Origin of the sequence: Agrobacterium sp. Azo12 (genome assembly GCF_029193765.2) — a bacterium.
GTDB lineage: Bacteria > Pseudomonadota > Alphaproteobacteria > Rhizobiales > Rhizobiaceae > Agrobacterium.
The window spans coordinates 252,067-276,967 of sequence record NZ_JARFYO020000003.1; the positions used below are offsets into that span (position 1 = coordinate 252,067).

A 24,901-nucleotide genomic window follows, 5' to 3' on the forward strand; every position below is an offset into this window, starting at 1 on the left:
CGACTTTCACAACCCCAACATTCACGAGGCGGCACCTGACGTGCAGGTGTCCGCATCGGTGCCCGGCCAAAGCCGGTGCGCCGATGCGCATGGAGACTTTGCATGACAAATAAGATCTTTGTCCTGAATGGTCCTAATCTCAACCTTTTGGGCGAGCGGGAACCTTCGATATATGGCACCACCACTCTCGCCGATATTCGCGATCGGTGCGAGGCGAAAGCCGCGTTACTGGGCTTTTCGGTTGATTTCCGCCAGACGAATTTCGAAGGTGAACTGGTTGAATCTGTTCACCAGGCACGGAAGGAAGCGTGTGGCATCATCATCAATCCGGCAGGATATACCTTCACGTCCATTGCCCTGCTGGATGCCCTCAAGACATTTGACGGGCCGAAAATAGAGCTGCACATTTCCAACGTGCATGCACGCGAAAGCATCTACCACAATTCCCTGATCTCCCGCACCGCGACCGGCATCATGATTGGCTTCGGCGCGCGCGGATATGAACTGGCGATCGAGGCCATGGCCGACCTGGCAAGATCATCCTGAGAGCATTGCAGGAGACGTCATGAACTATACCCTGGATTTCACACCAGTCATTGAAGGTTTGCCAAACCTGCTGTGGGCCTGTCTTGGCACATTCACGCTGGCAATCTGTGGCATGCTTCTGGCGATCGTTATCGGTATTGGTGGCGTTATTTTGCGCCAGTCTCCAGTCAAGCTGCTGCGCTGGCTCACGATTGCCTTCGTTGAGCTGATCCGTAACACGCCTTTCCTGGTGCAGATATTCTTTATCTATTTCGCTTTGCCGCTGGCGGGCATCCGCCTTGATCCAACCCCGACCGCAATCATTGCATTGGGTATCAATGGCGGCGCCTACGCCATCGAGATTATCCGTGGCGGGGTTCAGTCGATCTCGAAGGGGCAGGTGGAAGCAGGGTTGGCCCTTGGTCTTCACAAGGCTCAGGTCTTCCGGCTGATCGTTCTAAAGCCGGCGCTTCGTGCGATCTATCCATCGCTGACAAGTCAATTCATTCTGCTGACGCTGACGACCAGCATCGCATCGGCGATTTCAGCCTACGAACTGACCTCAGTATCGCAGCGGATCGAGTCCGACAGCTTCCGCAGCTTCGAGGTCTACTTCACCGTGACGGCATTTTATCTCGTCATATCCTGGGTGATGATGCGGATTTTTGCGCTCTTCTCCTCCCGCTACTTCAGCTATCCGGTCAAGTGAGGAGACAATCCCATGGGACGCGATGAATTTCTTTTCCTGTTGGCAGGTCTTAAATGGACCGTCGCCTTGTCAGTGGTTGCCTTCCTGTTCGGATGCATTTCCGGCCTACTTGTCGCCCTGGCACGCACATCCGGCATTGCCATACTGGAGCGCCTGACTGCCGGCTACATCGCCATCTTCCAGGGCACGCCGCTTCTTATGCAGCTCTTCGTTGTTTATTACGGCCTTGCGTTGATCGGCATCCAGATGGATGCGTGGGCTGCGGTCTCTGTTGGTCTGACACTCCATGCCAGTGCGTTTTTGGGGGAAATCTGGCGCGGTTCGATCGAAGCTGTACCGCGCGGCCAGACTGAGGCAGCAAAGGCACTGAGCCTCGGCTATATCTCCAGAATGAAAGACGTCGTTCTGCCACAGGCAATACGGATTTCGCTTCCAGCGACGATCGGTTTTCTGGTGCAGCTGATCAAGGGGACCTCACTTGCCTCGATCGTCGGGTTCACCGAGCTGACCCGTGCAGGAAACATCATTTCCAACCAGATATTCCAGCCACTAACCGTCTTCGGCATCGTTGGAGTTCTCTATTTTCTGATGTGCTGCCCGCTGACCATCTATGGCGCTCACCTCGAGCGAAAGTTCGTGGCAGCCAGCCGCTAACTTTATGCGTGCACACAATTCCGGAGTTTCGTTGATGAACCAGACAGTAGCCACAGAAAACCCAACTGAACAGATGATCACCTTGTCAGGTGTAAACAAGTGGTATGGCGCCTTTCAGGCCCTTGATAACATCAATATGTCGGTGGCCAAGGGTGAAAAAATCGTGCTCTGCGGTCCTTCAGGCAGTGGGAAATCCACGCTTATCCGTTGCATCAATCACCTTGAGACCTATCAAAAAGGCGATATCCATGTTGGCGGCATCATGCTGGGACATGGATCCAAAACGATCGATGCGGTACGCCGCGAGGTCGGCATGGTTTTCCAACAGTTCAATCTTTTCCCGCATCTCACCGTGCTGCAAAACTGCATGCTTGCGCCGATAAAGGCGCTTGGCCTCGACAAGGCGCAGGCGGAAGAACGCGCGCGGCAGTTGCTTGAGCGGGTCAAGATTGCTGAGCAGGCAGAGAAATATCCCGCACAGCTATCCGGCGGGCAACAGCAGCGCGTTGCGATTGCCCGCGCTCTGTGCATGCGTCCCAAGGCGATGCTGTTCGATGAGCCGACCTCTGCGTTGGACCCTGAGATGGTCAAGGAGGTGCTGGATACGATGATCGCTCTTGCTGATGAAGGCATGACAATGATCTGCGTGACTCATGAAATGGGGTTTGCGCGTCAGGTCGCGGATCGCGTCGTCTTCATGGCAAGCGGAGTGATCGTGGAAGAGGCACCACCTGCAGAATTTTTCTCCGATCCCAAACATGAACGCACCAGGAAGTTCCTTGGTGAGATCCTTGGGCGGCATTGATGCGGTCACAATTCGCAGCCGGAAGGTAGGCCGATGATCAGCGGCAACACAAAACTCATAGCACATCTCGGCTTTCCGACGCACTCCTTCAAAGCGCCGTTGATCTACAATCCCTATTTCGAAAAGAACGGCATTGATGCGGTTGTCGTACCCATGGGATGTCGCCCGGAAGACTACACGGCGTTTCTCAAACTCGTTTTCCGCCTGTCCAATATTCACGGCGCACTCATCACCATGCCGCATAAGATAACGACCATGGGACTGCTGGACCAGATTTCCACCAATGCACAGGTGGCGGGAGCCTGCAACGCGGTGCGGATCGGATTGGATGGCCGCCTGATTGGCGATATGTTCGATGGTGAGGGCTTCGTGCGCGGGGTTTTGCGCAAGGGCAGGCAAATCAGTGGGATGAGAGCGATCATGGCGGGCACTGGCGGGGTCGGGTCAGCGATCGCAGCGTCGCTTGCCAAGGCCGGACTGGCGGAACTAGCGCTGTCAGACGCTTCCGCCACCATGATGCAGGGGCTCGCGGATCGGCTACGCCGCCATTATCCTGACTTGAAGGTGGAGATCGGCAAAACCGATCCCGACGGATACGATATCGTCATCAATGCAACGCCGCTTGGCATGAACGAGAACGATCCGCTTCCTTTCGATGTATCCCATATTTCGCCATCTGCTTTTGCAGGGGAGGTTGTGTTGAGCCGGGAAATCACCCCGTTTCTGGCTGCTGCTCGTGCTCGCGGTTGCGGATATCAGGTGGGGACCGACATGTTGTTCGAGCAAATCCCCGCATATCTTGAGTTTTTTGACCTGCCGACAACAACGGCCGAGGAACTGCGCGCTGTTGCCAGATTGTGAAGGATGAGCATGGTTTCCCAACCTGCGAAAATTGCGTTGTTCGGTGCGGGCCTGATCGGGCGTGAACATGCAGCGTTGCTGTTCAGAAACCCGAAAACGGCACTGGTCGCAATTGTTGATCCTGCTGAAGCGGCAAAATCTGTGGCTGACCAATATGGAGCCAGGCATTATTGTGATGCTGTCACGATGTTTGAGCAAATTCGCCCGGACGGCGTTATTATCGCGCTGCCGAATGCTCTTCACGCTGCTGCTGTGATCGCCTGTGTGGAGCACGGCATTCCTTGCCTGGTGGAAAAACCCGTGGCCGATACTCTGGAGTCGGCAATGCTGCTCGTCGCGGCGGCTGACAGGACAGGCGTTCCCGTGCTTGTTGGCCACCATCGGCGCCACAGCCCGGATATTGCTAAGGCGAGACAACTGGTGGCAGAGGGTGCACTGGGGCGCCTTGTTGCTGTCAACGCAATGTGGATGGCTGACAAGCCTGGACATTATTTCAATACCGCCTGGCGTCGCGAGCCGGGTGGAGGGCCATTACTCATCAACCTCATTCACGATGTCGACTGTTTGCGCTTCATTTGCGGAGATATCGAAGAGGTAATGGCGCTCACGTCCAACACAGTGCGGGGATTCGAGGTGGAGGATAGCGCCAGCATCAGCGTACGCTTCACCTCTGGCGCACTTGGAACCTTCCTGATGAGTGATGCTGCCGTTTCACCCTACAACTGGGACACCGCAGCCGGGCAGGCCCTGTATTTCCCACACCAGCCGGAAAATGCATATTTTCTGTCGGGTACGCAGGCCGCATTGGCTGTACCCTCAATGGATCTGTGGACGCATGAGACGCAGAATGGAGATTGGCAGCACCCTCTGGTCCGGCGGCATGTCACGCTCGACGGTAGCAGGGCCTATGACAACCAGCTTGCCCATTTCATCGACATCATCGCCGGAACGGCAACACCGCTGATTTCTGCGCGCGATGGCATGATGACGCTGGCGACCACTTTGACCATCGCCAGATCGGCGCGTGAGAGAAGGCCAGTGCGCCCGCAGGAATTGATCGACAATGTGATGAACTCCTGATCGTCAGGCGGGTACTTTCCCCGATTCATGGCAGATCTGTCGTTCCCATGCTTTTGATGCTTGCGAGCATTCGCATGCTCAGGCGAAGCGATGCGGCCGTTGCCATCACCATGTGTGGCAATATTAGCCATTCGAGGGTCCAAGCCGCGCCCGAACGCTCCTGTTCATGGACAAGCGACTGATGCAAACCTGAAACCTGTACGGCGTTGAAGCGAGCGAGTGCAACAAGTGTTTCAGCCGCCACCGGGTTCTGCTTATGCGCCATGGCGGAAGATGTGCCGCCGCCCTCAAGGGAGATTTCTCCCTCGCCACTTGCCTGCGCCATGAGTGCAATATCCTGCCCTATCTTCCCCAGTGCTCCAGTCAGCAATGAAAGGTAATGGCCGATGGCGACGACGGGGTCACGCTGGCTTTGCCATTGCCTGATATCGGCAAGGCCCAGTTCCTTGGCAAGCGCAGCGCGGACGGCGGCGCCATGCTCGCCTAGTTTGTCGAGTGAGCCCGCCGCACCTCCGAATTGAACGGGAAATTCCAGGTGCTCCAGCGACTTGAGGCTGCGCTCGAGTGGATCTCGCCAACTCCGCAAACGGTCTGACACATGAATTGGTATGGCTGCCTGCATGCGGGTCTTCCCCATTAACATGCAGTCGCCAAAGCGACGTTCGAGCCCATGCAGGAAATCTACAACTTCTGCTGTGCGATCTGCGAAAATCTGCACGATTGTCTGAAGCCTCAACATCAGGCTTGTGTCAATTGCGTCCTGACTGGTCGCGCCGAAATGAACATGGGTTGCAGCACTACCGCCAACTGCCTCGCGCAGCTGCTTGACCAGTTCCGGCACGACTACAGAATCTCTTGCTACTGCCGCGCCAAGCTGCTCCACATTTGGGTTAAGTCCAAGACATTCAATCGAAATACGGTTTGCGGCCTCGGTCGGTATAACGCCGATCCCTGCCTGCGCACGCGCCAATGCGCTCTCGAAGGACAGTATCGCTCTGATATCGGCTTCAGCCGAAAGATAGCCAGCGATTTCGCCGTCGCCGAGAAGGCCCGACAGAAAGGGGTGGTCGAAGGGGGAAAATGACATCATGTGTCCAGATTAACGTTTGTCGATATGTCGTCAAAGGACTTAAATATCGAGAAAAACGGTTTCCTTTGGCCCCTGCAAATGAATGTCGAGGCTGTAGACGCTGCCATCTCTTTGAGCCACCATGGTTTCCACCCGATGGCGATGCTCTATGCGCAACAATAGCGGATCTGCGGCATTGGCTTCTTTCTCGTCGCAGAAATAGAGGCGGGTATGCAGCCCGATATTGATGCCGCGGGCAACGATCCAGAGCGTTACATGCGGTGCCATCAAACGCCCGTCCCTGAACGGCACTCGGCCGGGCTTGACGGTTTCAAACCGGAAGTACCCGTCTTCGCTATTGGTCGGGCAGCGACCCCAGCCGATAAAGTTCGGGTCAGCGGTGCCGCGCATTTCCGAAGGGCTGTTGTAGAGACCTGCATTATCGGCCTGCCAGATTTCCACGACCGCATCGCGCACCAGCACATCAGCGCCATCGAATATCCGGCCACAGATCGTGATGCGCTCACCAACAGTCTGCTCGTTGATCATTTCTGTTCCCAGATCAACGTCATAGATGCCGCCAATCTCGCAGAAATTCGGAGTGAGCCCGATGTGGACATAGGGACCGGCCGTCTGCGACGGTGTTTCCTTCAACCTGTGAAGTTCCTGGGTCATCAGTTACCCTCCAGCCGGTTTTCAAAAATAGTCGAGCGCCTCCCGCGCAAGACGATGTCAAATTTGTAGGCTCGCGAATCCATTGGGATCGTCTGCCCCCAGTCGAGTGGCGCAATCAGCTGTTCAATAGCGCGCCGATCCGGGATGGTGTTGACGATCGGGCACTTCCAGATCATCGGATCACCTTCGAAATACATCTGTGTGATAAGCCGTTGGGCAAAGCCGTGGCCGAAAACAGAAAAGTGGATGTGGGCAGGGCGCCAGTCATTTACGCCGTTTGGCCATGGATAGGCTCCGGGCTTGACCGTGCGGAACGCGTAATGCCCGTCATCGTCACTAATGGCGCGACCACACCCGCCGAAATTTGGGTCGATTGCGGCGAGATAGGTTTCTTTTTTATGGCGATATCGACCGCCAGCATTCGCCTGCCAGAATTCGAGCAAGGCACCGCGCACAGGACGCCCTCGTTCATCCAGAACACGGCCATGGACGACGATACGTTCCCCGATGGCACTTTCACCAGGGCGGGCATAGTTGCGGATCAGGTCGTTATCGAGTTCGCCGATCATGGAATGACCGAAAACCGGGCCGGTAATTTCAGAGATGGTGCCGTCCAGGGACAGCAATGCGCGCTGCGGCGAGCGAAGAACCGATGTTTTGTATCCCGGCGTCAATGCAGGTGAATGCCAATCGCGATCCCGCGCAAAAAATGCACCTGTTTCCGGCCTCTGGTTGGAATTATCGGACATCCTTAGGTCTCCTCCCTTGATGTCTTTTCGGCGTCCATCTGGTCGAAGACGCGCTTGGTGATCTTGATGGCATGATTTGCGGCGGGCACGCCTGCATAGATGGCGACATGCAGCAGCGCTTCGCGAACATCTTCGCGTGAAGCACCGGTATTGGCGGTGGCGCGCACATGCATGGCGACCTCTTCATCCTGGCCAAGCGCCGCCAAAAGCGCGATTGTAATGATTGACCGCTCACGTTTGGTAAAGTTGGGACGCGACCAGACATGCCCCCAGGCGGATTCTGTAATCAACGTCTGGAACGGCTGGTCAAAATCGGTTGAATTGGCGATGGCGCGGTCAACATGGGCGTCACCCAATACTGCGCGCCGTGTCTCCATGCCCATTCGATGGAGGTCTGTTTCGGTGTCACTCATTGAGCTTGCCTCGGGTGATCGCGCTCTTGATGAAAGTTCGGATCAGGTCGGTCAGTGCTTCGGGTTGCTCGACGCAGGGGATATGGCCTGCGTCCTTGACGATTTCGAATTGCGCTCCCGCAATAAGACCCGCAAATGACCTGACAAGTTCGGGCGGTGTTGAGCCATCCTGGTCGCCGACGATACAAAGGGTCGGAGCTGCTATGCGCCTTGCCGCTTCCGTATAATCGGCGTCTCGAATGGCAGCGCAGGTTGCGGCATAACCCTCGACAGGCTGGCGTGCCAGCATGTTCCGGTAACCGCGATAGCCGATGTTGTCAGGGCTGCGAAAAAATGGCGTGAACCATCGTTCCATGACGGCATCAATGATGCTTGCTATGCCGTGCTCTTTGACTGCTTCGATGCGCGAATTCCACATTTCGGCAGACCCGATCTTGCTTGCTGTGTCGCAAAGGATGAGTGCTCTCACCAGATCGGGTCGCGTCTGATACATCGCCTGTGCGATTAGCCCTCCAACGGAAAGGCCACAGACAATAGCCTGGCTTACGTTGAGCAGGTCAAGAAGACCGGCAAGATCTGCGGCATGATCTTCAATCGAATACGGCGCGTTTCCGACATCGGACAGACCATGGCCGCGCTTGTCATACAAAACAATTGGGAAATCCCCGGCAAGGCGTACGATCACATCACGCCAGATCCGGAAATCCGTGCCTAGTGAATTGGCGAACACAATAACTGGTTTATCGGCTGGTCCGCCGATGACCTGGTAATGGATCGTGACTCCGTTGACGTGTGCAAACTGCATTGAAAAATATCTCCCACAAAGATCTTGGTATATTGAACCGGTTAAGTAAAATAACTTCTTGAGCGTCTTACATATCCATATGGTTATCGATTAAATGAACGAATCCCGGATCAAATTTCGCCATCTTCAGGCATTTCTCGAGGTTGCCCGCCACCGAAGCGTCGTCAAGGCGGCAGGGTTCCTCAATGTCAGCCAGCCGGCGGTGACCAAGACGATACGAGAACTTGAGGGCGTACTTGGTGTCGCGCTGGTGGAACGTGATGGGCGAGGGATCCGGATAACGCGTTATGGAGACGTTTTCCTGAAACATGCAGGATCGGCGATTGCAGCGCTTCGCCAAGGGCTCGATTCTGTGTCGCATGAACGGATAGGGGAAGCTCCGCTTCTGCGCATTGGTGCGCTGCCCACTGTTTCAAGCCATATCATGCCACGTGCCATGGACATTTTTCTAAAAGAAAAGACCTGGAGCCGTATCAAGATCGTAACGGGTGAAAATGCAGTGCTCCTTGAGCAACTGCGCTTTGGAGAGCTTGATCTTGTCGTCGGCCGGCTCGCGGGAGCCGACAGGATGGCGGGATTCGTTTTCGAGCATCTCTATTCCGAGCAGGTGGTGTTTGCCGTGCGAGCCGGACATCCGCTGCTCGCATCGGACTGCTCGCCATTTGCCGAACTTGCAGAGTACACGATCCTGATGCCGACCACGTCGTCGATCATTCGGCCATTTGTTGATCGGTTTCTCATTGCCAATGGCATTTCCGGCCTGCCGAACCAGATTGAGACCGTGTCAGATGCCTTCGGCCGTGCCTTCGTTCTTTCAAGCGATGCGGTGTGGATCATATCTGCCGGTGTCGTGGCGCGTGATATCGATGACGGACGGCTGTGCGTATTGCCGATTGATACGAACGAAACGCGAGGACCCGTTGGCCTGACAATGCGAACGGATACTGTCCCTTCGGTGCCTATGTCTCTTTTGATGCAGACAATACGTGAGGCCGCAGCCTCCCGTGCGCTGATTTGAAACCTGTCAATCTTTCCCGCCAACGTCATCAACCGAGAAACGAAATACAACAGACGCGCCGCGTCAACGTGGGCGTCTTCGTCACAACGCGAAACCGATCAAAACTGCTCTGGTATTAACCTCGCCAAAACCTAAATCTCAATCCGAATACCACCCGTGCCGGTCATGTCGTCTGGCTCTGTCAACGTCAGGCGCTGGAGTTGATGAACGTCACGCTGGAACATCGCGACCCGCGATCCTGCGGACCTCGCCAGCTGCTGAATCCAGGATGCCACGGGACAAGGTTTCGTCTTGTATGAGACGTGAAAGCGTGACCGCACCGACCATCAGTGAGAGTATCGCCAAGGCTTTGCCATTGGCTGTTGGGTCCTCGGGTCCGCCCACCAAATTTTCCAGCACATCGAAATGAGCGCGAATTCCGTCTTCAAATGGTTGCTTGACCTCAGCGTTCTGACGAGCCGCATCCGATCCCAGAGCCACCAAAGGACAACCTTCGGCCTTTTCTCCCCGGTGATCTGTGGAGAGGTAGAAGCCCATCACCGCCTCGAGGGGATCGGAGCTTGTTGCGGCGGCGTCCGACCAACGTGCCGTGGCGCTCTCCATTGCTCTCGCCGACGCGAGGGTTGCGAGGTCCTCCTTTGACGCAAACTGTTTGTAGAAGGCGCCTTGCGTCAGTCCAGCACCCTTCATCAAGTCCTTGAGGCCGATCCCATCGAAGCCATGCTCTCGAAACAGGCGACTTGCCACATCGATGACCCTGTCCCTGTTTTCTTCAGCCTGTGCGCGGCTCACTCGCATTTCGACCTCCAATTAGATTTCGATTGACATCTATAATGAAAATAGAGTTAGGTCGCAATCTAATTCGTTTGGATCGCTGGTCAAGAAGAGAACGCAACAATGAAACGCAAATATGTCCTGTCTCTCGTAGGCCTCGTGGCAGCAGCAGGTTCTGCCGGAGCCTTCTTCATGTTCTACGAGCCGACGAGGCAGGAAGCTTTGGCGGCTGATCCGAGGACAGCCTCCCCTCTGGTTCGGGTTGCCGAGGTCACGAACACCGGAATGACTGAGCGCTCTTTCACAGGAACGGTCGCGTCCCGCGTCCAGAGCAACCTTGGTTTCCGTGTTCCGGGCAAGATTGTCGAGCGGATGGTCGATGTGGGGCAGCAGGTCAGCAAAGACCAGGCGCTCATGCGCATTGATGAAACCGACCTGCAACTGGCGCTCATCGCCAGACGAAATGCAGTCACCGCAGCACGCGCCGTTCTGGTCCAGGCGCAGTTAGACGAGAAACGCTATGCAGCGTTGGTAAAAAATGGTTTGGCAGCCACTCCACAGCGATATGAACAGGCAAAAGCAGCGCTTGACACTGCGACGGCTCAACTCGCGGCAGCAGAAGCCGACGCCCAAGTGGCTGAAAACAACACCCTCTATACGCTTCTCGTCGCAGACGCTGACGGAACCATAGTCCAGACCCTTGGAGATCCCGGGCAGGTCGTTGCCGCAGGCCAGACGGTCGTGCAACTGGCGCAGTCCGGACCACGTGAAGCCGTCGTCTGGCTTCCTGAGACCCTACGGCCCGCTCTCGGCTCCGAGGCTCAGGCCGATGTTTACGGAGGCGGCAGTCTGAGCGGCAAGGCCAGGCTGCGGCAGATTTCCGATTCTGCCGATCCCCAAACCCGGACTTACGAGGCTCGTTACATTCTCGAGGGCAATGCGGCTTCAGCCCCGCTTGGCTCGACTGTGACAATCAAAATCCCCGAAACTGACCGCCAGTCGGAAGTTGCGATACCCGTGGGTGCACTCCTGGACGACGGAAATCGTACAGGCGTGTGGGTTGTCGAAAGCACCACTTCGACTGTGAAGTTCACACCAGTCAAGGTTCGCCAGATCGGCGAGGAGACGGCATTTGTTACCGGGATTGTGACTGGAGAGCAGGTCGTTGCCTTGGGGGCACATCTTCTCAACGATGGCGCAAACGTCAGGATTGCCTCGCAACAAGAGGTTAAAAACTAATGAGCTTCAATCTTTCCGCCATCGCGGTTCGCGAACGTGCCATCACTCTTTTCTTTATCGTGCTGCTGGCAGCCGCTGGGGCCTATGCCTTTATAAAGCTGGGACGCGCCGAAGATCCGTCGTTCACGATCAAGACACTGACGGTCACGTCAGTCTGGCCGGGCGCCACCGCGAGAGAAATGCAGGACCTCGTCGCTGAGCCGCTTGAGAAACGTATTCAGGAACTGACCTGGTACGACCGCGTCGAAACGACAACGCGGCCTGGGTACGCGTTCCTGACAGTCACCCTCAAGGATAATACGCCGTCCAGTGCTGTGGCAGAAGAATTCTATCAGGCGCGCAAAAAGCTCGGCGATGAGGCTCGAAACCTGCCTCCGGGCGTGATGGGCCCATTCGTCAACGACGAGTATTCCGACGTGAGTTTCGGCCTTTATGCCCTGAAGGCAAAGGGAATGCCGATGCGCGATCTGGTTCGGCAAGCGGAAGTTATCCGGCAGGATCTCCTGCACGTGCCTGGTGTCAAGAAAATCAACATCGTCGGCGAGCGTCCCGAACAGATCTTCGTCGAGTTCTCCTTTGCAAAACTCGCGACGCTCGGCATATCCGCGCAGGATATCGCTGCCGCCTTGCAAAGACAGAACACGGTAACGCCTGCGGGATCAATCGACACCAAAGGACCACAGGTCTTCATCCGGTTCGACGGTGCGTATAACAGTGAGCAGGCAATCGCCGACACGCCGATCGCGGTCGCCGGACGAACGCTGAAGCTCTCCGATCTGGCGGAGGTGCGTCGAGGCTATCAGGATCCCGCGACCTATCTTATCCGCCATGAAGGTGAGCCGACCATAATGTTGGGTGCCGTCATGCAGGCTGGCTGGAACGGTCTTGATCTGGGCAAGGCGCTTGAGGCCCGGTCGGCTGCAATCTCGCAGACATTGCCGCTGGGAATGACACTGACCAAAGTCAGTGATCAGGCTGTCAATATTGACGAGGCTGTCGGCGAATTCATGCTCAAGTTCGCGATGGCGCTTGGCGTTGTTTTGTTCGTGAGCCTGGTGGCGCTCGGCTGGCGCGTCGGCATTGTCGTGGCGCTTGCAGTACCCCTGACGCTTGCCGTCGTCTTCCTGATCATGCTGGAAACGGGACGGTTCTTCGACCGCATCACGCTTGGTGCACTGATCCTCGCGCTTGGCCTTCTAGTTGACGACGCTATCATCGCCATCGAAGTCATGGTCGTGAAGATGGAAGAAGGCATGGACCGCATCAAGGCTGCCGCTTATGCCTGGAGCCATACCGCAGCCCCTATGCTATCCGGCACGCTGGTTACGATCATCGGACTGATGCCCGTCGGTTTTGCGAAGTCCACTGCCGGCGAATATGCCGGCAACATTTTCTGGGTCGTCGGCTTTGCCCTCATCGTATCGTGGATTGTCGCTGTGACCTTCACACCCTACCTCGGCGTGAAGATGTTGCCGGACATCAAACCCGTCAAGGGCGGCCACGAGGCGATATACAATACGCCAAATTATCGCCGGTTGCGCTCAACCATCGAGTTTGCAGTTCGCCATAAATTTATGGTCTGCGCCGTGGTGGGCATTTCTATGGCAGTTTCTGTCATTGGGATGGGCGGGGTCAAACAGCAATTCTTCCCGACATCAGACCGTCCTGAGGTGTTGGTCGAAGTGCGCATGCCAGAGGGTACGAGCATCGAGGCGACGACATCTGCGGTCAAAAAAGTTGAAGGCTGGCTGCAGACCCAGCCTGAGTCCGACATCGTCACGTCCTACGTAGGGCAGGGCGCACCGCGCTTCTTCTTTGCAATGGCACCGGAACTGCCTGACCCTGCCTTCGCCAAGGTCGTCGTGCTCACACCCGATGCCCATGCACGCGAAGAACTCAAGCACCGCCTTCGCGCTGCCATATTGGAAGGACTTGTCCCCGAAGCATCTGTCCGGGTGACGCAGCTCGTATTTGGTCCGTACACGCCGTTCCCCGTCGAATTCCGGATCATGGGACCTGATCAGGACGAACTCTACAAGATCTCGGAGCAAGCTCTGAAGCTGATGAAGACCGTTCCCGATGTCCGCCAAGCCAACCGCGACTGGGGCAATCGAACGCCTGTTCTGCGATTTGTCCCTGATCAGGAGCGGCTCAATCTGATTGGCCTTTCGCCAGCGGAGGCGGCCCAGCAGCTGCAGATGCTTCTGAGCGGGATTCCGGTCACGCAGGTCCGCGACAACATCCGCAACGTGCCAGTCGTTGCGCGAAGCGCTGGCGAAATCCGTCTCGACCCGTCGCGTCTTGCCGACTTCTCGCTGATGAGCAGGGATGGCCGTCAGGTGCCGCTGGATCAACTCGGGCACTCGGAAATCCGGTTCGAAGAGCCGATCTTGAAGCGTCGTGACCGGACCCCGGTCATCACGATCAGGTCTGATATCAACGAGGCGACGCAGCCACCGGAAGTTTCGCAACAGGTCATGAAGGCACTACAGCCGCTCATCGCGTCGCTCCCGGTCGGATACCGGATCGAGATGGGCGGCAATATCGAGGAGTCCCTCAAGGCAAACGTCGCTCTTGTGCAAGTCTTTCCGTTGATGATTGCCGCCATGTTGATCGTCATCATCCTGCAGGTTCGCAGCCTGTCGACGATGACTATGGTGATGCTGACAGCGCCGCTTGGTCTCGCAGGGGTCGTGCCGACATTGCTCCTGTTCAATCAGCCGTTCGGTTTTAACGCAATTCTTGGCCTGATAGGACTGGCGGGTATCCTCATGCGTAACACGTTGATCCTGACAGAGCAGATCAAGGAAAACCAGACCGCAGGTCTCGATGATTACCATGCCGTCATCGAAGCGACCGTTCAGCGGACGCGTCCTGTGATCCTGACCGCGCTTGCCGCGATCCTGGCGTTCATACCTCTGACCCATTCAGTGTTCTGGGGATCGATGGCTTATACGCTGATCGGCGGCACGGCGGCGGGTACAGTGATGATCCTCCTTTTTCTTCCTGCACTTTATGCCGTGTGGTTCCGGATCAAGCCGCCAAAGGGGGTGCACCATGCGCAACCGGCCCAGATCGACGAGCCGGGCCCCATGCGGGCGATGGCCGCAGAATAGAGCTTCGTCGGGCCATCGAACGCATGGAGTGCTGCCGGGAAGGTTGGGACCTGCCAACTAGAAGTGACGGAATTCCCCTAGCCGCTATGCTTCAATCTGCTCCGGATGTGGCGAAATGCACTTGCGCCACATCGGCTCCCAACCGTCTGGACCGGCGAATTACGCGAAGACAGTGGACAGAAATCACACCACGTCAGAGTAGCCGTGTCGAGTTTCATTCTCGATGCCAAAAGTCTTGCTCCTCGGGACGGGCTGGGTAAAGGCCAAACGCTTTCTAAAGTAGAGTAAAACAAGTATATTTAGGCTTACGAATAGCGCAGATTTGAAGCAGTATTGATTGCACATCATGTATCAATATGCATTCACACCTTGCAGTTGATTTCATTTCCGCTTGATTCACCTTTTGTATTTCCGATGATGAAAGATCGATTTGCTACATAACCGACTCTGTACTTGATGGGTCGTGTGAATGAACATATTAATCGCCAAGCAGAAACTGCAGTATTTTATGTCTGTACGGGCTGATAATTCGGACCTGTTACGAGAACAGTATCGTGCCTTCACCCGGCAAATGCCGATGATGTACTTTATACTGCTTTCAAGCACCTGGGCACTTGCCACGACGCATGTGGAAGTGGCGCCGTCTTGGCTCACAATTGGAGTTCCGGCTGTTTTCACAGTCGGCTGTACACTCAGGATCGCATTCTGGTGGCGGACGCGCGGTGTCGATCCCTCGCCAAAGGTTGCGCATGCCGCACTACAGCGCACAAACCGGCTGGCCGTCGGGATCGCAATAGCATTCACGCTCTGGTCTTTTTCGCTCGTGCCCTATGGGAACGCCTACACGCAATCCCACGTCGCCTTCTACATGGCAATTACCGTCATTTCCTGCATCTTTTGTTTGATGTATGTGCGATCGGCCGCCTTTATTGTCACAGTCATTGTCAATGGGGCGTTCATTGTCTTTTTTCTGGCCTCACAACAACCGACATTCATTGCCATCGCCATCAATGTTCTGCTGGTTTGTGCGGGCATGATGTCCATCTTGTTGACCAACTATCGCAATTTCGAGCGCATGGTCGTTTCCCAACAGCGTACTGAAGCGCTGAGCAACGAGAACCTGCTACTTGCCAATATTGACAGCCTGACGGAACTACCGAACCGCCGGGCCTTTTTCACGCATCTGGAATCCGAACTCGAAAAGGCCAAGATTACGGGAACCCGGCTGGCGCTCGGCGTTATTGATCTTGATGGCTTCAAGCCAGTCAACGATCTCTATGGACACTCTGTGGGCGACAGGCTCTTGGTCAATGTAAGTAAACGTCTTAGCGCTTCTCTCAAGGCAAGCAGGGCGTTTCGACTGGGTGGCGATGAATTTGCCATTGTTGCCCCGATCATACCGGACGATGTGCAACTTGTCGCCAACGCCAATGCTATTTCGGAGCAGTTGAGAGCGCCCTACCACATGCCGGAAGGAACAGTGCATGTTTCCGCTTCCATGGGGATCGCGGTTTTTCCAAACCTTGCCTCGACGCTTGAACAGCTTTTCGACCGGGCGGATTATGCGCTTTACCACGCTAAGAAGACCCGGCGTGGCGATGCTGTTTTATTCGATGCAGAGCATGAAAAGCAGATCAATATAGAGGCCCGCATCGAACATATGCTCAAACAGAAAGATATGGAAAAAGAGCTTTCTGTCGTATTCCAGCCTATCGTTGACATACGCGACGGACGAGCCAACGGTTTTGAAGCACTGGCCCGTTGGCACAGCTCGGTCCTCGGACAAGTGCCACCTGACCAGTTTTTCTCTATTGCCGAACGTGCTGGTATCGTCAGCTCACTCACTCGGCCCCTTCTCAAAACGGCCCTTACTGCTGCATCGGCATGGGAGCCATCCCTCAGGTTGTCCTTCAATCTTTCCGCCCATGATCTCAACTCTTGCGAAGGCGTGCTGAGATTAGTCGGCATCATTGAAAACAGCGGCTTTGATCCGCAAAGACTTGATCTTGAAATTACCGAAACGGCCTTTGCGCATGATTTCGAACAGGTCAGACAGTCGGTCGAAGTGTTGCGGCGCCTCGGTTGTGGTATTTCGCTGGATGATTTCGGCACGGGTTATTCCAGCCTGACACGGCTGCATGCTCTACCACTCACCAAGATCAAGATTGATCGCAGCTTCGTGACTGATTTGCATAAGAAGCCAGCCAGTTACAAAATCGTGAAATCCCTTCTGACCCTAAGTCGAGACATGGGGCTGGAATGCGTGGTTGAGGGGGTCGAACTACCTGAGGAGCTCGAGGCTCTGGAAGGTCTCGGGGCTACCCTGGTGCAGGGCTATGTTTATGCGCGGCCCATGAAAGAGCCGGATATCGGTGAATTTCTTTCGCAGCAATCGTCTAAGCGAATGGTACTATGAACCTGATTTTCGCAATGGCAGCACCGCTTGAGCCAGTGCTGCGAGGTTAATCAACGGCCTTAAATATATATCTCCCTGTTGATGCATCCTTTCGATCGCCAGCGAGTTAAACGCGATCATCCTTGCTGATCGCATAGGCTTAGCAAAGCTCGACTGCGTCGCAATAAAAACTGGCGGCGTGACGATGGAAAGTTTTGTTCAATGGACCATGCAGGAACTGGGGCTATTTGGCATAGGTTTATTGATGTTCCTTGAGAATATCTTTCCGCCAATTCCTTCCGAGCTTATCATGCCCTTGGCGGGCTATCTGGCCGCAAAAGGGGAAGTAAACGTTTTCTCAGTCATTGCAGCCGGGTCAGTCGGCGCCGTCATGGGGATCTTGCCTTGGTACGTTCTAGGGCGCGCTGTGAACCAGAAGCAGATTGAGGCAATAGCCTCTCGACACGGGCGCTGGCTGACACTGTCGCCAAATGACATTGAGGTGGCAAGCGGCCGCTTTCGCCGTCATGGCAAAATGTCTGTGTTGTTGGGCCGCCTTATACCGACCATACGGACACTCATTTCCATACCGGCAGGATTGGCCCGCATGCCGTTTTGGCAGTTTGCCTTTTACTCCGCGTTAGGCAGTGTTATGTGGACGACGATACTCGCAATTGCGGGATTTGGCCTGGGTCAGGCATACGATACGGTCAAAGACTACGTCGATCCAGTGGCAACAACGGTGCTTTGTGGGATCATACTCGCCTACGCGTACAGGGTCGTTACCTTCAAACCCGAAACTGCCCGCCGGGTCGAATCATCAAGCTAAAATACGGTCTACGCAGACAATCTTTGTTCATTGGCGGCTAACATTAGAGGTGGTCCCTTGGCTGTAGAACAAAATAAGATCCTCGTCGCCGCAAGCACAGGGTCTCAGCCCGGCGGGCATATAACGTCTGCGATTACAGGCAGAACGTTGCTGATTTTGGTCTCGGTCGCCGTTATTCTCCATGTAGGGCAGGAGATATTTGTACCGCTTGCGCTCGCTTTACTTCTGACATTCACCCTTTCCCCAATTGTTACATTCCTGAAGCGTCGACACGTTCCAAAGGTCGCAGCGGTGATTTCCGCTGTGGTGGTGGCTTTCTTGGCGATTGCCATGTTTAGCTTCGTCGTAGCGGGCCAAGTGGCAAATCTTGCTGAAAATATTCCGACATATCAGCGAAATATCGTTCTCAAGATACAGGCACTTAGCCAGGCTGGTTCGGGAAACGGGATCCTAGAACACTTAAGCAAGGTCGTTGAGCGAGTGGGGGCCGAGCTGCAGGACAGGGCAAGTGAAAGTCAGGCAGTTGGGCCTTCCCGTCAGGAACCCATGCCCGTCGAAATCGTCACGAGGTCTAATCCGGTCCAGACACTGGGAAATTTCATCATTCCCCTGATAAGCCCATTCGCGACTGCCGGGTTGGTCATAGTCCTTGTGGTTTTCATGTTGCTCGAACGTGAAGATCTGCGCGACCGATTTATACGGTTAGTGGGGCTGGGCGACCTGCACAAGACAACTGCGGCGCTCAAGGATGCCGGCAGCCGCGTGGGAAAATACTTGCTGATGCAACTGGTCGTGAACTCTCTTTACGCGATCCCTATTGCACTTGGGCTGTGGTGGCTGGGAATCCCGAATGCGATTTTGTGGGGGCTCCTGACACTGGTGCTTCGTTTTGTGCCTTATATTGGACCTGTCATAGGCATGATCCTCCCGCTCTTCCTAGCACTTGCAATCGCACCTGGATGGTCATTGCTGGCATGGGTTGCTGGTTTGTTCATTGTCACTGAACTGATCAGCAACAACGTGGTTGAGCCCTGGTTATACGGGAGCCACACAGGCCTTTCACCTCTGGCTATTATCGTATCTGCCATTTTTTGGTCTTGGCTATGGGGACCTTTAGGGCTCATGTTGTCTACGCCACTGACAGTGTGCCTGGTCGTGCTGGGACGATATGTGCCGGAATTCAGCTTCCTCGATGTACTTTTGGGCAATAATCCGGTGCTCGAACCTCAAGAGAAGCTCTACCAGCGATTGCTTGCAGGAGATCCTAGCGAGGCAACTGACAACGCTGAGGAATTCCTCGAAGAGGAGTATCTCATCGACTATTATGACAAGGTGGGATTGCCTGCCTTGTCTCTTGGCGAGGCTGATCGCCAACGCGGGGTGATGACCGACGAACAACTGGCTCTTTTCGCGGCAACGACAATGACACTGGTTGGCAACCTGGCTGACATTGCCTTGGAGGAGGAGAGTGATGGTTCGCAGGATGCTGAAGTCCCGGAAAATTCTCTGCCCGACGGGGCGGGTAAAACGCTTCTATGCGTCGGTGGGCGAGGCCCGATAGACATGGCAGCTGCGGCGATGATTTCGCAGGTACTGGCGGTCCAGGGGGCAACCGTTCTCGCGGATGACTTAGCAATGCCTGCGGTAAACCGTGTAAAATTGCCGAATGTTGGTGAGGCAGACACCGCGATTATCGTTTTCCTGAACCCGAAATCAAAGCCACACGCCCGTCAGATCATAAGAAGACTGAAGCGTCAAAAGCCGTCCCTGCGGGTGGGAATCGTCATTCCGCTGCTCGAAGCAGAAGAAATCGTTGCCATTGAACCGGGCGAAATAAGTGCCGATTTCATTTCCTCGACTATCGCAGACGCGGTCCAAGGTGCGCTTTCAGACGTCATGGCAGTTGAACTTAAATCCCCCATTCGCAAGCTCATCAGGGCAAGGCCCGGGACGACCACAGCCGCCTGACAGATCTCAAGGGGTGATCGACTGATTTCCCAGGCGATAGTTCATACACCGCGGAGCCTTGCTTGCACTGCCATCTGCCCAAAGTGACCGGCGCATGCATTTAATGTGCAAAGCATTGCTTTGGGAAAGGTACAGGCTGGAACTTTAGGCGGGGCGCTTCATTTAACGCTTCATGAAAACGAAATCACTTTCACTAATTTTTATCGTCGGCTTGCTCGCAGCCTGCAGTCCGTCCGGGCCGGTTGGCAATACGTCAGTTCCCCAGCCTGTCAAAGCGGTAGAACTGAACCGCTATCTTGGACGTTGGTTCGAACAGGCTCGTTATGAAAACCGGTTTGAAACTGACTGCGAAGGCGTCACTGCTGATTACTCGTTGCGTGATGATGGTATGATCAAGGTGATCAATACCTGTCGTCAGGGCGGGATCAATGGCAGCGTCAAATCCGTTGAAGGTCGGGCAAAAATCGTGCCTTCCAGCGGCAATGCCAAGCTAAAAGTTTCGTTTTTCGGGCCTTTCTTTGGCAATTACTGGGTACTTGACCGCGCCCCTGATTACACTTGGTCGATAGTGGGCGAACCGTCAGGGCGGTACTTCTGGATTCTGACCCGCACCGCCAACCCTTCAGAACGCACGCAGGAGATGCTGGCGAGAAAAGCCAAGTCATTAGGTTATGACGTGAGCCTTATTCGTTGGACACGCCATTAGGCAATAATGCCGCGTCGAATACCAAGGCCGCGGTGTTGCTGCCAATCCATCCCTCTCGGTTTCGGTTTTTGATCCTGTCCCACTGAACTTGGCATGCAACGTAAAGCGCTCGATGCCAAGGAAACCGGATGACGGCAATGATGCAAATTTTCCCTAAGTACGGCGCTTTGGGAGCGCCGGTCGGGCGTTTTGAAGTCGTGTTTCAGTGATCTGCTGGATTTATCAGACCTCGTATCCGCTCTTCAAATGTTTCGAGGGCCACCGGACGTCCGAAATAATAGCCCTGGAAAGATTGGCAGCCGCAAGACAGCATAAACTGAAATTGCTCATCATTCTCGATCCCCTCCGCCAACATTTCAAGGCCCAAGTCCTGTCCCATCTGCGAAATGCGTGTGACCAGCGATGCGCCCCGGCTGCCCTCCGCTATGGCCCGAACGAAACTTCGATCGATTTTTAACTGTTGAAGCGGCAGGCGGCGAAGATAGCTCAGAGATGAATAACCGGTGCCGAAATCATCAAGCGCAATCGAAATACCATGACGCTGCAGGACTTTCATCTTGCCAATCAGTTCGTCCACCTCGGTCACGAACACACTCTCTGTCAGTTCGAGCTTCAATCTAGATGGCGAGACATGATGCGCGTTGAGGGTATCTATCAGTCTGCTGACGAAGTCCTGTTTCAAGAAATGGTCTGCGCTAATGTTGACAGCTATGACAAGATCACGTGTGCTTTCGTGAGTTGTCCAATCCGCTAGCGTTTTGACCGCGTTCTCTATAACCCAGTTACCCAGATCGGCCATTAATCCGGCGCGCTCTGCCGTAGGGATGAAGTGGCCGGGCTGGATGTAGCCACGTTTTGGATGCTTCCAGCGAATGAGCGCTTCCGCTCCTATTAATCGGCCATCACGATTGACTTGAGGCTGGAAAAAAAGCTCGAACTGCTGCCTTGGAATCGCGGAGCGCAATTCCCTGCGTAACTTGCTGTCAACGGTCATGCCTTCCTGAAGGAGAATAACACCAACGCATAATAGCGCAGCAAGGAAACTCACATGTATCCATGCTGTTATCGAACGCACTGAATCGGGCAGGGGAAGGGCGAAGTCGAAACTCATCGATGTACTGGAAAAGACAGCAAAACCGGCGAGCGACAAGAAAATTATCGCAAGCTGCAACTGACTGCGGTCTCTCTGGAAGTTTCCGTAACCAGCCAAAGCAATGATCAGCAGATACAAATGAGAGACACGCGGAACCTCTTCACTCGGGACATCAAAATAGATCGAGAAGTAAAATATAAACAGTAAGCAGGCCACCTGGGCCAGCAACATACCAAGAGACATGTTCCAGTGACGGCCAACCTGCCAACTCAAAGTCAAGAACGCAAACAGTGTGCTCTCGATGGCGACCAGATGCCAGTTCTGGATCAGAACAAAAAACGGTATCCATGCGCCGCTTACCAGGGCGGCTAGAGGCAACGCGCAGCGGCATGCGTAATGAAGGTGCTGAAGACGTTCAGTGTGAAATGTCGGATGCGATCGGGTCAAGTCTGTGCCTGGCACTCGTGTCAAAATGTGCTGTGAGTGGCGTCAAGCCGTCAGTCTACAACCGCCTCAAACATTTAGTAAAAAACTGTAATTTTCATTAACGCTGCTCTCGAGGGTCAATGTCATTGACGAGATCGCTTGTCCAGACAAATCTGCTTGCCCCTGGGTGCAGGTGTTGGCGCCGCGCGTCAAGGTGAGGTCAGGACTGTTTTTGCAGTCATCGCCCCCTAATGTAACCGCGGTGCCATCAACCAACGTTCAGGATCGAGAAGGGTTTTGAGCACATCGTCCCACGCTAGTCTTTGCCGTTCTATGTTCGGTTACTTGAATGCGTATGTTCTAGTCCTGCGCGACCTCTGCGACACGCGTGTCGATCCAGGCGCGGGTCTGATCAAGAACCTCGTTTGACAATTCGGGATCGTCGACCGCCCTGGCCAGAATGATTGCGCCCACCATTGCTGCCCAGCTTCCGATTGCTGCACGGCGCTTGTCGGTCGCACATTGATCCGGAAGCGCCTGCTGGATACGGGCGATTTGCGCGCGCAGACCTTCTGTCATCGCGGCTGTCGCTGCGGGCGTCTGGTGGCGGATTGCGGCGGCCAGCCCTGCCGTCGGGCATCCCCTGCCGGAATTGTCACGGTGTCGAGGCGCCAGATAGGAGCGAACAAAGTCGCTGAACGTCCCGTCTTCAAAACTATCTGCCGCAAGCGCATGTGCCAGCGTTTGTGCCACCAGATCGTCCTTTGAACTGAAGTGGCCATAGAAACCGCCATGGGTCAGGCCCGCCGCCTTCATGACTTCTGCGACGCTGACCGCATCGAACCCCTTGTCCTTAAACAACAGGCTTGCGACGTCCAGAATGCGGCGTCTGTTCTCCGCCATTTTTTCCCGGCTGACCTTCATTTCAAATTTCTCCGTAATCACAGTTGACTTTTACATGATGGCTATCATATTTAAATCCATTCATGATGATCGTCATGAATATAGGATCAACGACAGAAAAGAGCAATCCGATGAGCCAAATTCCTGCAGTCCTGATAACGGGCGCCTCAACTGGCATTGGCGCAACCTATGCCGAACGCTTCGCGCGTCGGGGCCATGATCTTGTGCTGGTGGCCCGAGACGTGGCCCGCTTGGAGGCGCTATCAAGCCGTCTTCGCCAGCAAACCGGCGTGACGATCGATATCCTCCCGGCCGATCTCACGAATACGACGGACCTTGTTAAGGTCGAGACCCGGCTGCGGGACGATGCGCGCATCGGCATTCTCGTCAACAATGCCGGAACAGCAATCGGCGGAAGTTTCGTCGACCAGAGTGTTGACGACATGACCAAGCTCGTTGCCCTTAACGCCACCGCGCTTGTCCGGCTTGCCGGCGCCATTGCGCCGCGTCTTGCCGCAGCGGGCGAGGGTGCAATCGTCAATATCGGGTCGGTCGTTGGCCTCGCGCCGGAATTCGGCATGACTGTTTACGGCGCCACCAAAGCTTTTGTCCTGTTCCTGTCGCAGGGGCTTGCGCACGAACTTAGTCCCAAGGGCGTCTACATTCAGGCCGTGCTTCCCGCAACGACCCGCACCGAAATCTGGGATCATGTTGGCGCAGATGTAAACGCCATGAATAATGTCATGGAAGTGGGCGATCTGGTGGATGCGGCCCTCGTCGGCTTTGATCGTCGCGAACCGGTGACGATACCGCCGCTTCACGATGACGGGCAGTGGGACGCTTTTGACGGCGCACGCAAAGCCATGCTCGGCAACTACGGCAACGCTGCTCCAGCGCAGCGGTATCGGACGCCAGCCTGAGTATCCCCTCAGAAAGCCAACGCCACAGCAGAAGAAACACCACAGGTACACATCATGACCAACAACCCGCTTTTCAAACCCTACACCCTTGGCGCCATCACTCTAGCAAACCGTATCGTCATGGCGCCGCTCACCCGCAATCGCGCCGGTGAAGGCTTCGTGCCCGGCGAACTGACCGCCGAATATTATACCCAGCGCGCTTCGGCCGGTCTGATCATTTCTGAAGCCACCCAGATTTCTCAGCAAGGGCAAGGCTATCAGGACACGCCCGGGATCTATGACCAGGCTCAGATCGATGGCTGGCGAAAGGTGACTGCCGCCGTGCATGAGAAGGGCGGGCGCATCGTCCTGCAGCTTTGGCATGTCGGCCGCATCAGTCATGCCGATCTGCAGCCCAATGGCGGCAAGCCCGTTGCGCCCTCCGCAATTCGCGCGGCGACCAAGACGTTCGTCAATAATGCCTTTGTCGATGCTTCCGAACCCAGGGCCCTGGAGGTTGGGGAAATTGCCGGGATAGTCAACGACTTCCGCAAGGCAGCAGCCAATGCCATTGAGGCCGGTTTCGATGGGGTCGAAGTTCACGGAGCCAACGGTTATCTGCTCGAGCAGTTTGCCAAGGACGGTGCCAACGTCCGGACAGACGCCTATGGTGGCTCTATAGAAAACCGCGCCCGCTTGATGATCGAAGTCACCGCTGCTGTGGCACATGAAATCGGCGCACAGCGCACGGGGATCCGTATTTCGCCGGTTTCACCCGCCAACGGCATTTCTTGCAGCGATCCGCAAGCACAATACGACTACATCGTCGATCAGCTCGATGCACTCGGCATTGCTTACATTCATGTCGTTGAAGGTGCGACGGGTGGGCCGCGCGACGTCGCACCCTTCGATTACGGATCGCTGCGCCGCCGCTTCACCAAGACCTACATCGCCAACAATGGATATGATCTCGATCTCGCGACGTCACAACTGAACGATGGCAAGGCGGATCTTATCGCCTTCGGCCGACCGTTCATTGCCAATCCGGATCTGGTAGAGCGGCTGCAAAGCGGTGCGCCGCTGGCGGAAATCAATCCGGCCACGCTCTATGGCGGCGGTGCTGCAGGCTATACCGATTATCCGCGCTTTGACGAGGCGTCCGGCAACTAAGCGATGGGAGCCGTACGCCA

Annotated in this window: 23 protein-coding genes; 15 read left to right on the top strand and 8 right to left on the bottom strand. The window is 55.3% G+C overall.

Features of this window, described 5'->3' with window-relative positions:
• Nucleotides 1–102 precede the first annotated feature (102 nt).
• The 6 genes from aroQ to PYL13_RS23240 all read left to right on the top strand — a co-directional run bounded on the left by aroQ (nucleotide 103) and on the right by PYL13_RS23240 (nucleotide 4,634).
• A complete protein-coding gene (gene aroQ / locus PYL13_RS23215; RefSeq protein ID WP_275643029.1) occupies nucleotides 103–546 on the top strand; it encodes a type II 3-dehydroquinate dehydratase in 444 nt (147 codons plus the stop codon).
• Nucleotides 547–565: 19 nt separating this feature from the next.
• A complete protein-coding gene (locus PYL13_RS23220) occupies nucleotides 566–1,234 on the top strand; it encodes an amino acid ABC transporter permease (protein ID WP_192490099.1) in 669 nt (222 codons plus the stop codon).
• Between the two features lie 12 nt (nucleotides 1,235–1,246).
• The gene (locus tag PYL13_RS23225; protein ID WP_250984702.1) at nucleotides 1,247–1,888 is read left to right on the top strand and encodes an amino acid ABC transporter permease; all 642 of its coding nucleotides are present in this window, start codon (nucleotides 1,247–1,249) and stop codon (nucleotides 1,886–1,888) included.
• A gap of 73 nt (nucleotides 1,889–1,961) precedes the next feature.
• Nucleotides 1,962–2,693 (top strand): amino acid ABC transporter ATP-binding protein, encoded by a 732-nt coding sequence (locus PYL13_RS23230; RefSeq protein ID WP_259149743.1) that lies wholly within the window; start codon nucleotides 1,962–1,964, stop codon nucleotides 2,691–2,693.
• Nucleotides 2,694–2,726: 33 nt separating this feature from the next.
• Entirely contained in the window at nucleotides 2,727–3,554 is an 828-nt protein-coding gene (locus PYL13_RS23235) for a shikimate dehydrogenase family protein (RefSeq protein ID WP_250984701.1), read from the top strand.
• Nucleotides 3,555–3,563: 9 nt separating this feature from the next.
• On the top strand, nucleotides 3,564–4,634 hold the full coding sequence (locus tag PYL13_RS23240; RefSeq protein WP_275643030.1) for a Gfo/Idh/MocA family protein: 1,071 nt from the start codon (nucleotides 3,564–3,566) through the stop codon (nucleotides 4,632–4,634).
• Between the two features lie 25 nt (nucleotides 4,635–4,659).
• Here PYL13_RS23240 and PYL13_RS23245 read toward each other — a convergent pair whose 3' ends face one another.
• The 5 genes from PYL13_RS23245 to pcaD are packed head-to-tail and all read right to left on the bottom strand — an operon-like array spanning nucleotide 4,660 to nucleotide 8,345.
• On the bottom strand, nucleotides 4,660–5,721 hold the full coding sequence (locus PYL13_RS23245) for a 3-carboxy-cis,cis-muconate cycloisomerase (RefSeq protein WP_275643083.1): 1,062 nt from the start codon (nucleotides 5,719–5,721) through the stop codon (nucleotides 4,660–4,662).
• A gap of 42 nt (nucleotides 5,722–5,763) precedes the next feature.
• The gene (gene pcaG, locus PYL13_RS23250) at nucleotides 5,764–6,378 is read right to left on the bottom strand and encodes a protocatechuate 3,4-dioxygenase subunit alpha (RefSeq protein ID WP_275643031.1); all 615 of its coding nucleotides are present in this window, start codon (nucleotides 6,376–6,378) and stop codon (nucleotides 5,764–5,766) included.
• The gene (gene pcaH, locus PYL13_RS23255; protein WP_275643032.1) at nucleotides 6,378–7,127 is read right to left on the bottom strand and encodes a protocatechuate 3,4-dioxygenase subunit beta; all 750 of its coding nucleotides are present in this window, start codon (nucleotides 7,125–7,127) and stop codon (nucleotides 6,378–6,380) included. Before pcaH ends, pcaG begins: the two co-directional genes overlap by 1 nt.
• A 2-nt stretch (nucleotides 7,128–7,129) precedes the next feature.
• Nucleotides 7,130–7,540, bottom strand: coding sequence for a 4-carboxymuconolactone decarboxylase (gene pcaC / locus PYL13_RS23260; protein ID WP_250984697.1), 411 nt, complete (start codon nucleotides 7,538–7,540; stop codon nucleotides 7,130–7,132).
• Nucleotides 7,533–8,345 carry a 3-oxoadipate enol-lactonase gene (gene pcaD / locus PYL13_RS23265; RefSeq protein WP_275643033.1) on the bottom strand — a complete coding sequence of 271 codons (813 nt, stop codon included), beginning with the start codon at nucleotides 8,343–8,345 and terminating at the stop codon, nucleotides 7,533–7,535. Before pcaD ends, pcaC begins: the two co-directional genes overlap by 8 nt.
• A 94-nt stretch (nucleotides 8,346–8,439) precedes the next feature.
• Between pcaD and pcaQ the strand changes: the two genes are divergently transcribed.
• On the top strand, nucleotides 8,440–9,363 hold the full coding sequence (gene pcaQ / locus PYL13_RS23270; protein ID WP_275643034.1) for a pca operon transcription factor PcaQ: 924 nt from the start codon (nucleotides 8,440–8,442) through the stop codon (nucleotides 9,361–9,363).
• Between the two features lie 210 nt (nucleotides 9,364–9,573).
• Here pcaQ and PYL13_RS23275 read toward each other — a convergent pair whose 3' ends face one another.
• Entirely contained in the window at nucleotides 9,574–10,161 is a 588-nt protein-coding gene (locus PYL13_RS23275) for a TetR/AcrR family transcriptional regulator (protein ID WP_275643035.1), read from the bottom strand.
• A 99-nt stretch (nucleotides 10,162–10,260) separates the two neighbouring features.
• Here PYL13_RS23275 and PYL13_RS23280 point away from each other — a divergent pair, with 99 nt between their 5' ends.
• The 6 genes from PYL13_RS23280 to PYL13_RS23305 all read left to right on the top strand — a co-directional run bounded on the left by PYL13_RS23280 (nucleotide 10,261) and on the right by PYL13_RS23305 (nucleotide 20,390).
• Nucleotides 10,261–11,376 carry an efflux RND transporter periplasmic adaptor subunit gene (locus tag PYL13_RS23280; RefSeq protein WP_275643036.1) on the top strand — a complete coding sequence of 372 codons (1,116 nt, stop codon included), beginning with the start codon at nucleotides 10,261–10,263 and terminating at the stop codon, nucleotides 11,374–11,376.
• On the top strand, nucleotides 11,376–14,492 hold the full coding sequence (locus PYL13_RS23285; protein WP_275643037.1) for an efflux RND transporter permease subunit: 3,117 nt from the start codon (nucleotides 11,376–11,378) through the stop codon (nucleotides 14,490–14,492). The genes PYL13_RS23280 and PYL13_RS23285 overlap by 1 nt, the downstream gene beginning before the upstream one ends.
• A gap of 469 nt (nucleotides 14,493–14,961) precedes the next feature.
• Nucleotides 14,962–16,908, top strand: a complete 1,947-nt coding sequence (locus tag PYL13_RS23290) for a putative bifunctional diguanylate cyclase/phosphodiesterase (RefSeq protein ID WP_275643038.1) — start codon at nucleotides 14,962–14,964, stop codon at nucleotides 16,906–16,908.
• A gap of 184 nt (nucleotides 16,909–17,092) precedes the next feature.
• Nucleotides 17,093–17,716: a DedA family protein gene (locus tag PYL13_RS23295; protein WP_275643039.1), complete on the top strand. Its 624-nt coding sequence runs from the start codon at nucleotides 17,093–17,095 to the stop codon at nucleotides 17,714–17,716.
• Between the two features lie 78 nt (nucleotides 17,717–17,794).
• Nucleotides 17,795–19,684 carry an AI-2E family transporter gene (locus tag PYL13_RS23300; RefSeq protein ID WP_441296698.1) on the top strand — a complete coding sequence of 630 codons (1,890 nt, stop codon included), beginning with the start codon at nucleotides 17,795–17,797 and terminating at the stop codon, nucleotides 19,682–19,684.
• 172 nt (nucleotides 19,685–19,856) lie between these two features.
• The gene (locus PYL13_RS23305; protein WP_275643040.1) at nucleotides 19,857–20,390 is read left to right on the top strand and encodes a lipocalin family protein; all 534 of its coding nucleotides are present in this window, start codon (nucleotides 19,857–19,859) and stop codon (nucleotides 20,388–20,390) included.
• Nucleotides 20,391–20,592: 202 nt separating this feature from the next.
• On the opposite strand, the gene PYL13_RS23310 is transcribed toward PYL13_RS23305, so the two are convergent.
• Both PYL13_RS23310 and PYL13_RS23315 read right to left on the bottom strand, forming a co-directional pair.
• On the bottom strand, nucleotides 20,593–21,930 hold the full coding sequence (locus PYL13_RS23310) for a putative bifunctional diguanylate cyclase/phosphodiesterase (RefSeq protein WP_275643041.1): 1,338 nt from the start codon (nucleotides 21,928–21,930) through the stop codon (nucleotides 20,593–20,595).
• Between the two features lie 339 nt (nucleotides 21,931–22,269).
• Nucleotides 22,270–22,833 carry a TetR/AcrR family transcriptional regulator gene (locus PYL13_RS23315; RefSeq protein ID WP_275643042.1) on the bottom strand — a complete coding sequence of 188 codons (564 nt, stop codon included), beginning with the start codon at nucleotides 22,831–22,833 and terminating at the stop codon, nucleotides 22,270–22,272.
• Nucleotides 22,834–22,943: 110 nt separating this feature from the next.
• Between PYL13_RS23315 and PYL13_RS23320 the strand changes: the two genes are divergently transcribed.
• A complete protein-coding gene (locus PYL13_RS23320; RefSeq protein ID WP_275643043.1) occupies nucleotides 22,944–23,732 on the top strand; it encodes an SDR family NAD(P)-dependent oxidoreductase in 789 nt (262 codons plus the stop codon).
• Nucleotides 23,733–23,786: 54 nt separating this feature from the next.
• Nucleotides 23,787–24,881 carry an alkene reductase gene (locus PYL13_RS23325; protein ID WP_275643044.1) on the top strand — a complete coding sequence of 365 codons (1,095 nt, stop codon included), beginning with the start codon at nucleotides 23,787–23,789 and terminating at the stop codon, nucleotides 24,879–24,881.
• Nucleotides 24,882–24,901: the final 20 nt, after the last annotated feature.

Coding starts and splice junctions, on each gene's coding strand:
- aroQ (WP_275643029.1), top strand. CDS start 103: ATGACAAATAAGATCTTTGTCCTGAATGGTCCTAATCTCAACCTTTTG.
- PYL13_RS23220 (WP_192490099.1), top strand. CDS start 566: ATGAACTATACCCTGGATTTCACACCAGTCATTGAAGGTTTGCCAAAC.
- PYL13_RS23225 (WP_250984702.1), top strand. CDS start 1,247: ATGGGACGCGATGAATTTCTTTTCCTGTTGGCAGGTCTTAAATGGACC.
- PYL13_RS23230 (WP_259149743.1), top strand. CDS start 1,962: ATGATCACCTTGTCAGGTGTAAACAAGTGGTATGGCGCCTTTCAGGCC.
- PYL13_RS23235 (WP_250984701.1), top strand. CDS start 2,727: ATGATCAGCGGCAACACAAAACTCATAGCACATCTCGGCTTTCCGACG.
- PYL13_RS23240 (WP_275643030.1), top strand. CDS start 3,564: ATGGTTTCCCAACCTGCGAAAATTGCGTTGTTCGGTGCGGGCCTGATC.
- PYL13_RS23245 (WP_275643083.1), bottom strand. CDS start 5,721: ATGTCATTTTCCCCCTTCGACCACCCCTTTCTGTCGGGCCTTCTCGGC.
- pcaG (WP_275643031.1), bottom strand. CDS start 6,378: ATGACCCAGGAACTTCACAGGTTGAAGGAAACACCGTCGCAGACGGCC.
- pcaH (WP_275643032.1), bottom strand. CDS start 7,127: ATGTCCGATAATTCCAACCAGAGGCCGGAAACAGGTGCATTTTTTGCG.
- pcaC (WP_250984697.1), bottom strand. CDS start 7,540: ATGAGTGACACCGAAACAGACCTCCATCGAATGGGCATGGAGACACGG.
- pcaD (WP_275643033.1), bottom strand. CDS start 8,345: ATGCAGTTTGCACACGTCAACGGAGTCACGATCCATTACCAGGTCATC.
- pcaQ (WP_275643034.1), top strand. CDS start 8,440: ATGAACGAATCCCGGATCAAATTTCGCCATCTTCAGGCATTTCTCGAG.
- PYL13_RS23275 (WP_275643035.1), bottom strand. CDS start 10,161: ATGCGAGTGAGCCGCGCACAGGCTGAAGAAAACAGGGACAGGGTCATC.
- PYL13_RS23280 (WP_275643036.1), top strand. CDS start 10,261: ATGAAACGCAAATATGTCCTGTCTCTCGTAGGCCTCGTGGCAGCAGCA.
- PYL13_RS23285 (WP_275643037.1), top strand. CDS start 11,376: ATGAGCTTCAATCTTTCCGCCATCGCGGTTCGCGAACGTGCCATCACT.
- PYL13_RS23290 (WP_275643038.1), top strand. CDS start 14,962: ATGAACATATTAATCGCCAAGCAGAAACTGCAGTATTTTATGTCTGTA.
- PYL13_RS23295 (WP_275643039.1), top strand. CDS start 17,093: ATGGAAAGTTTTGTTCAATGGACCATGCAGGAACTGGGGCTATTTGGC.
- PYL13_RS23305 (WP_275643040.1), top strand. CDS start 19,857: ATGAAAACGAAATCACTTTCACTAATTTTTATCGTCGGCTTGCTCGCA.
- PYL13_RS23315 (WP_275643042.1), bottom strand. CDS start 22,833: ATGAAGGTCAGCCGGGAAAAAATGGCGGAGAACAGACGCCGCATTCTG.
- PYL13_RS23320 (WP_275643043.1), top strand. CDS start 22,944: ATGAGCCAAATTCCTGCAGTCCTGATAACGGGCGCCTCAACTGGCATT.
- PYL13_RS23325 (WP_275643044.1), top strand. CDS start 23,787: ATGACCAACAACCCGCTTTTCAAACCCTACACCCTTGGCGCCATCACT.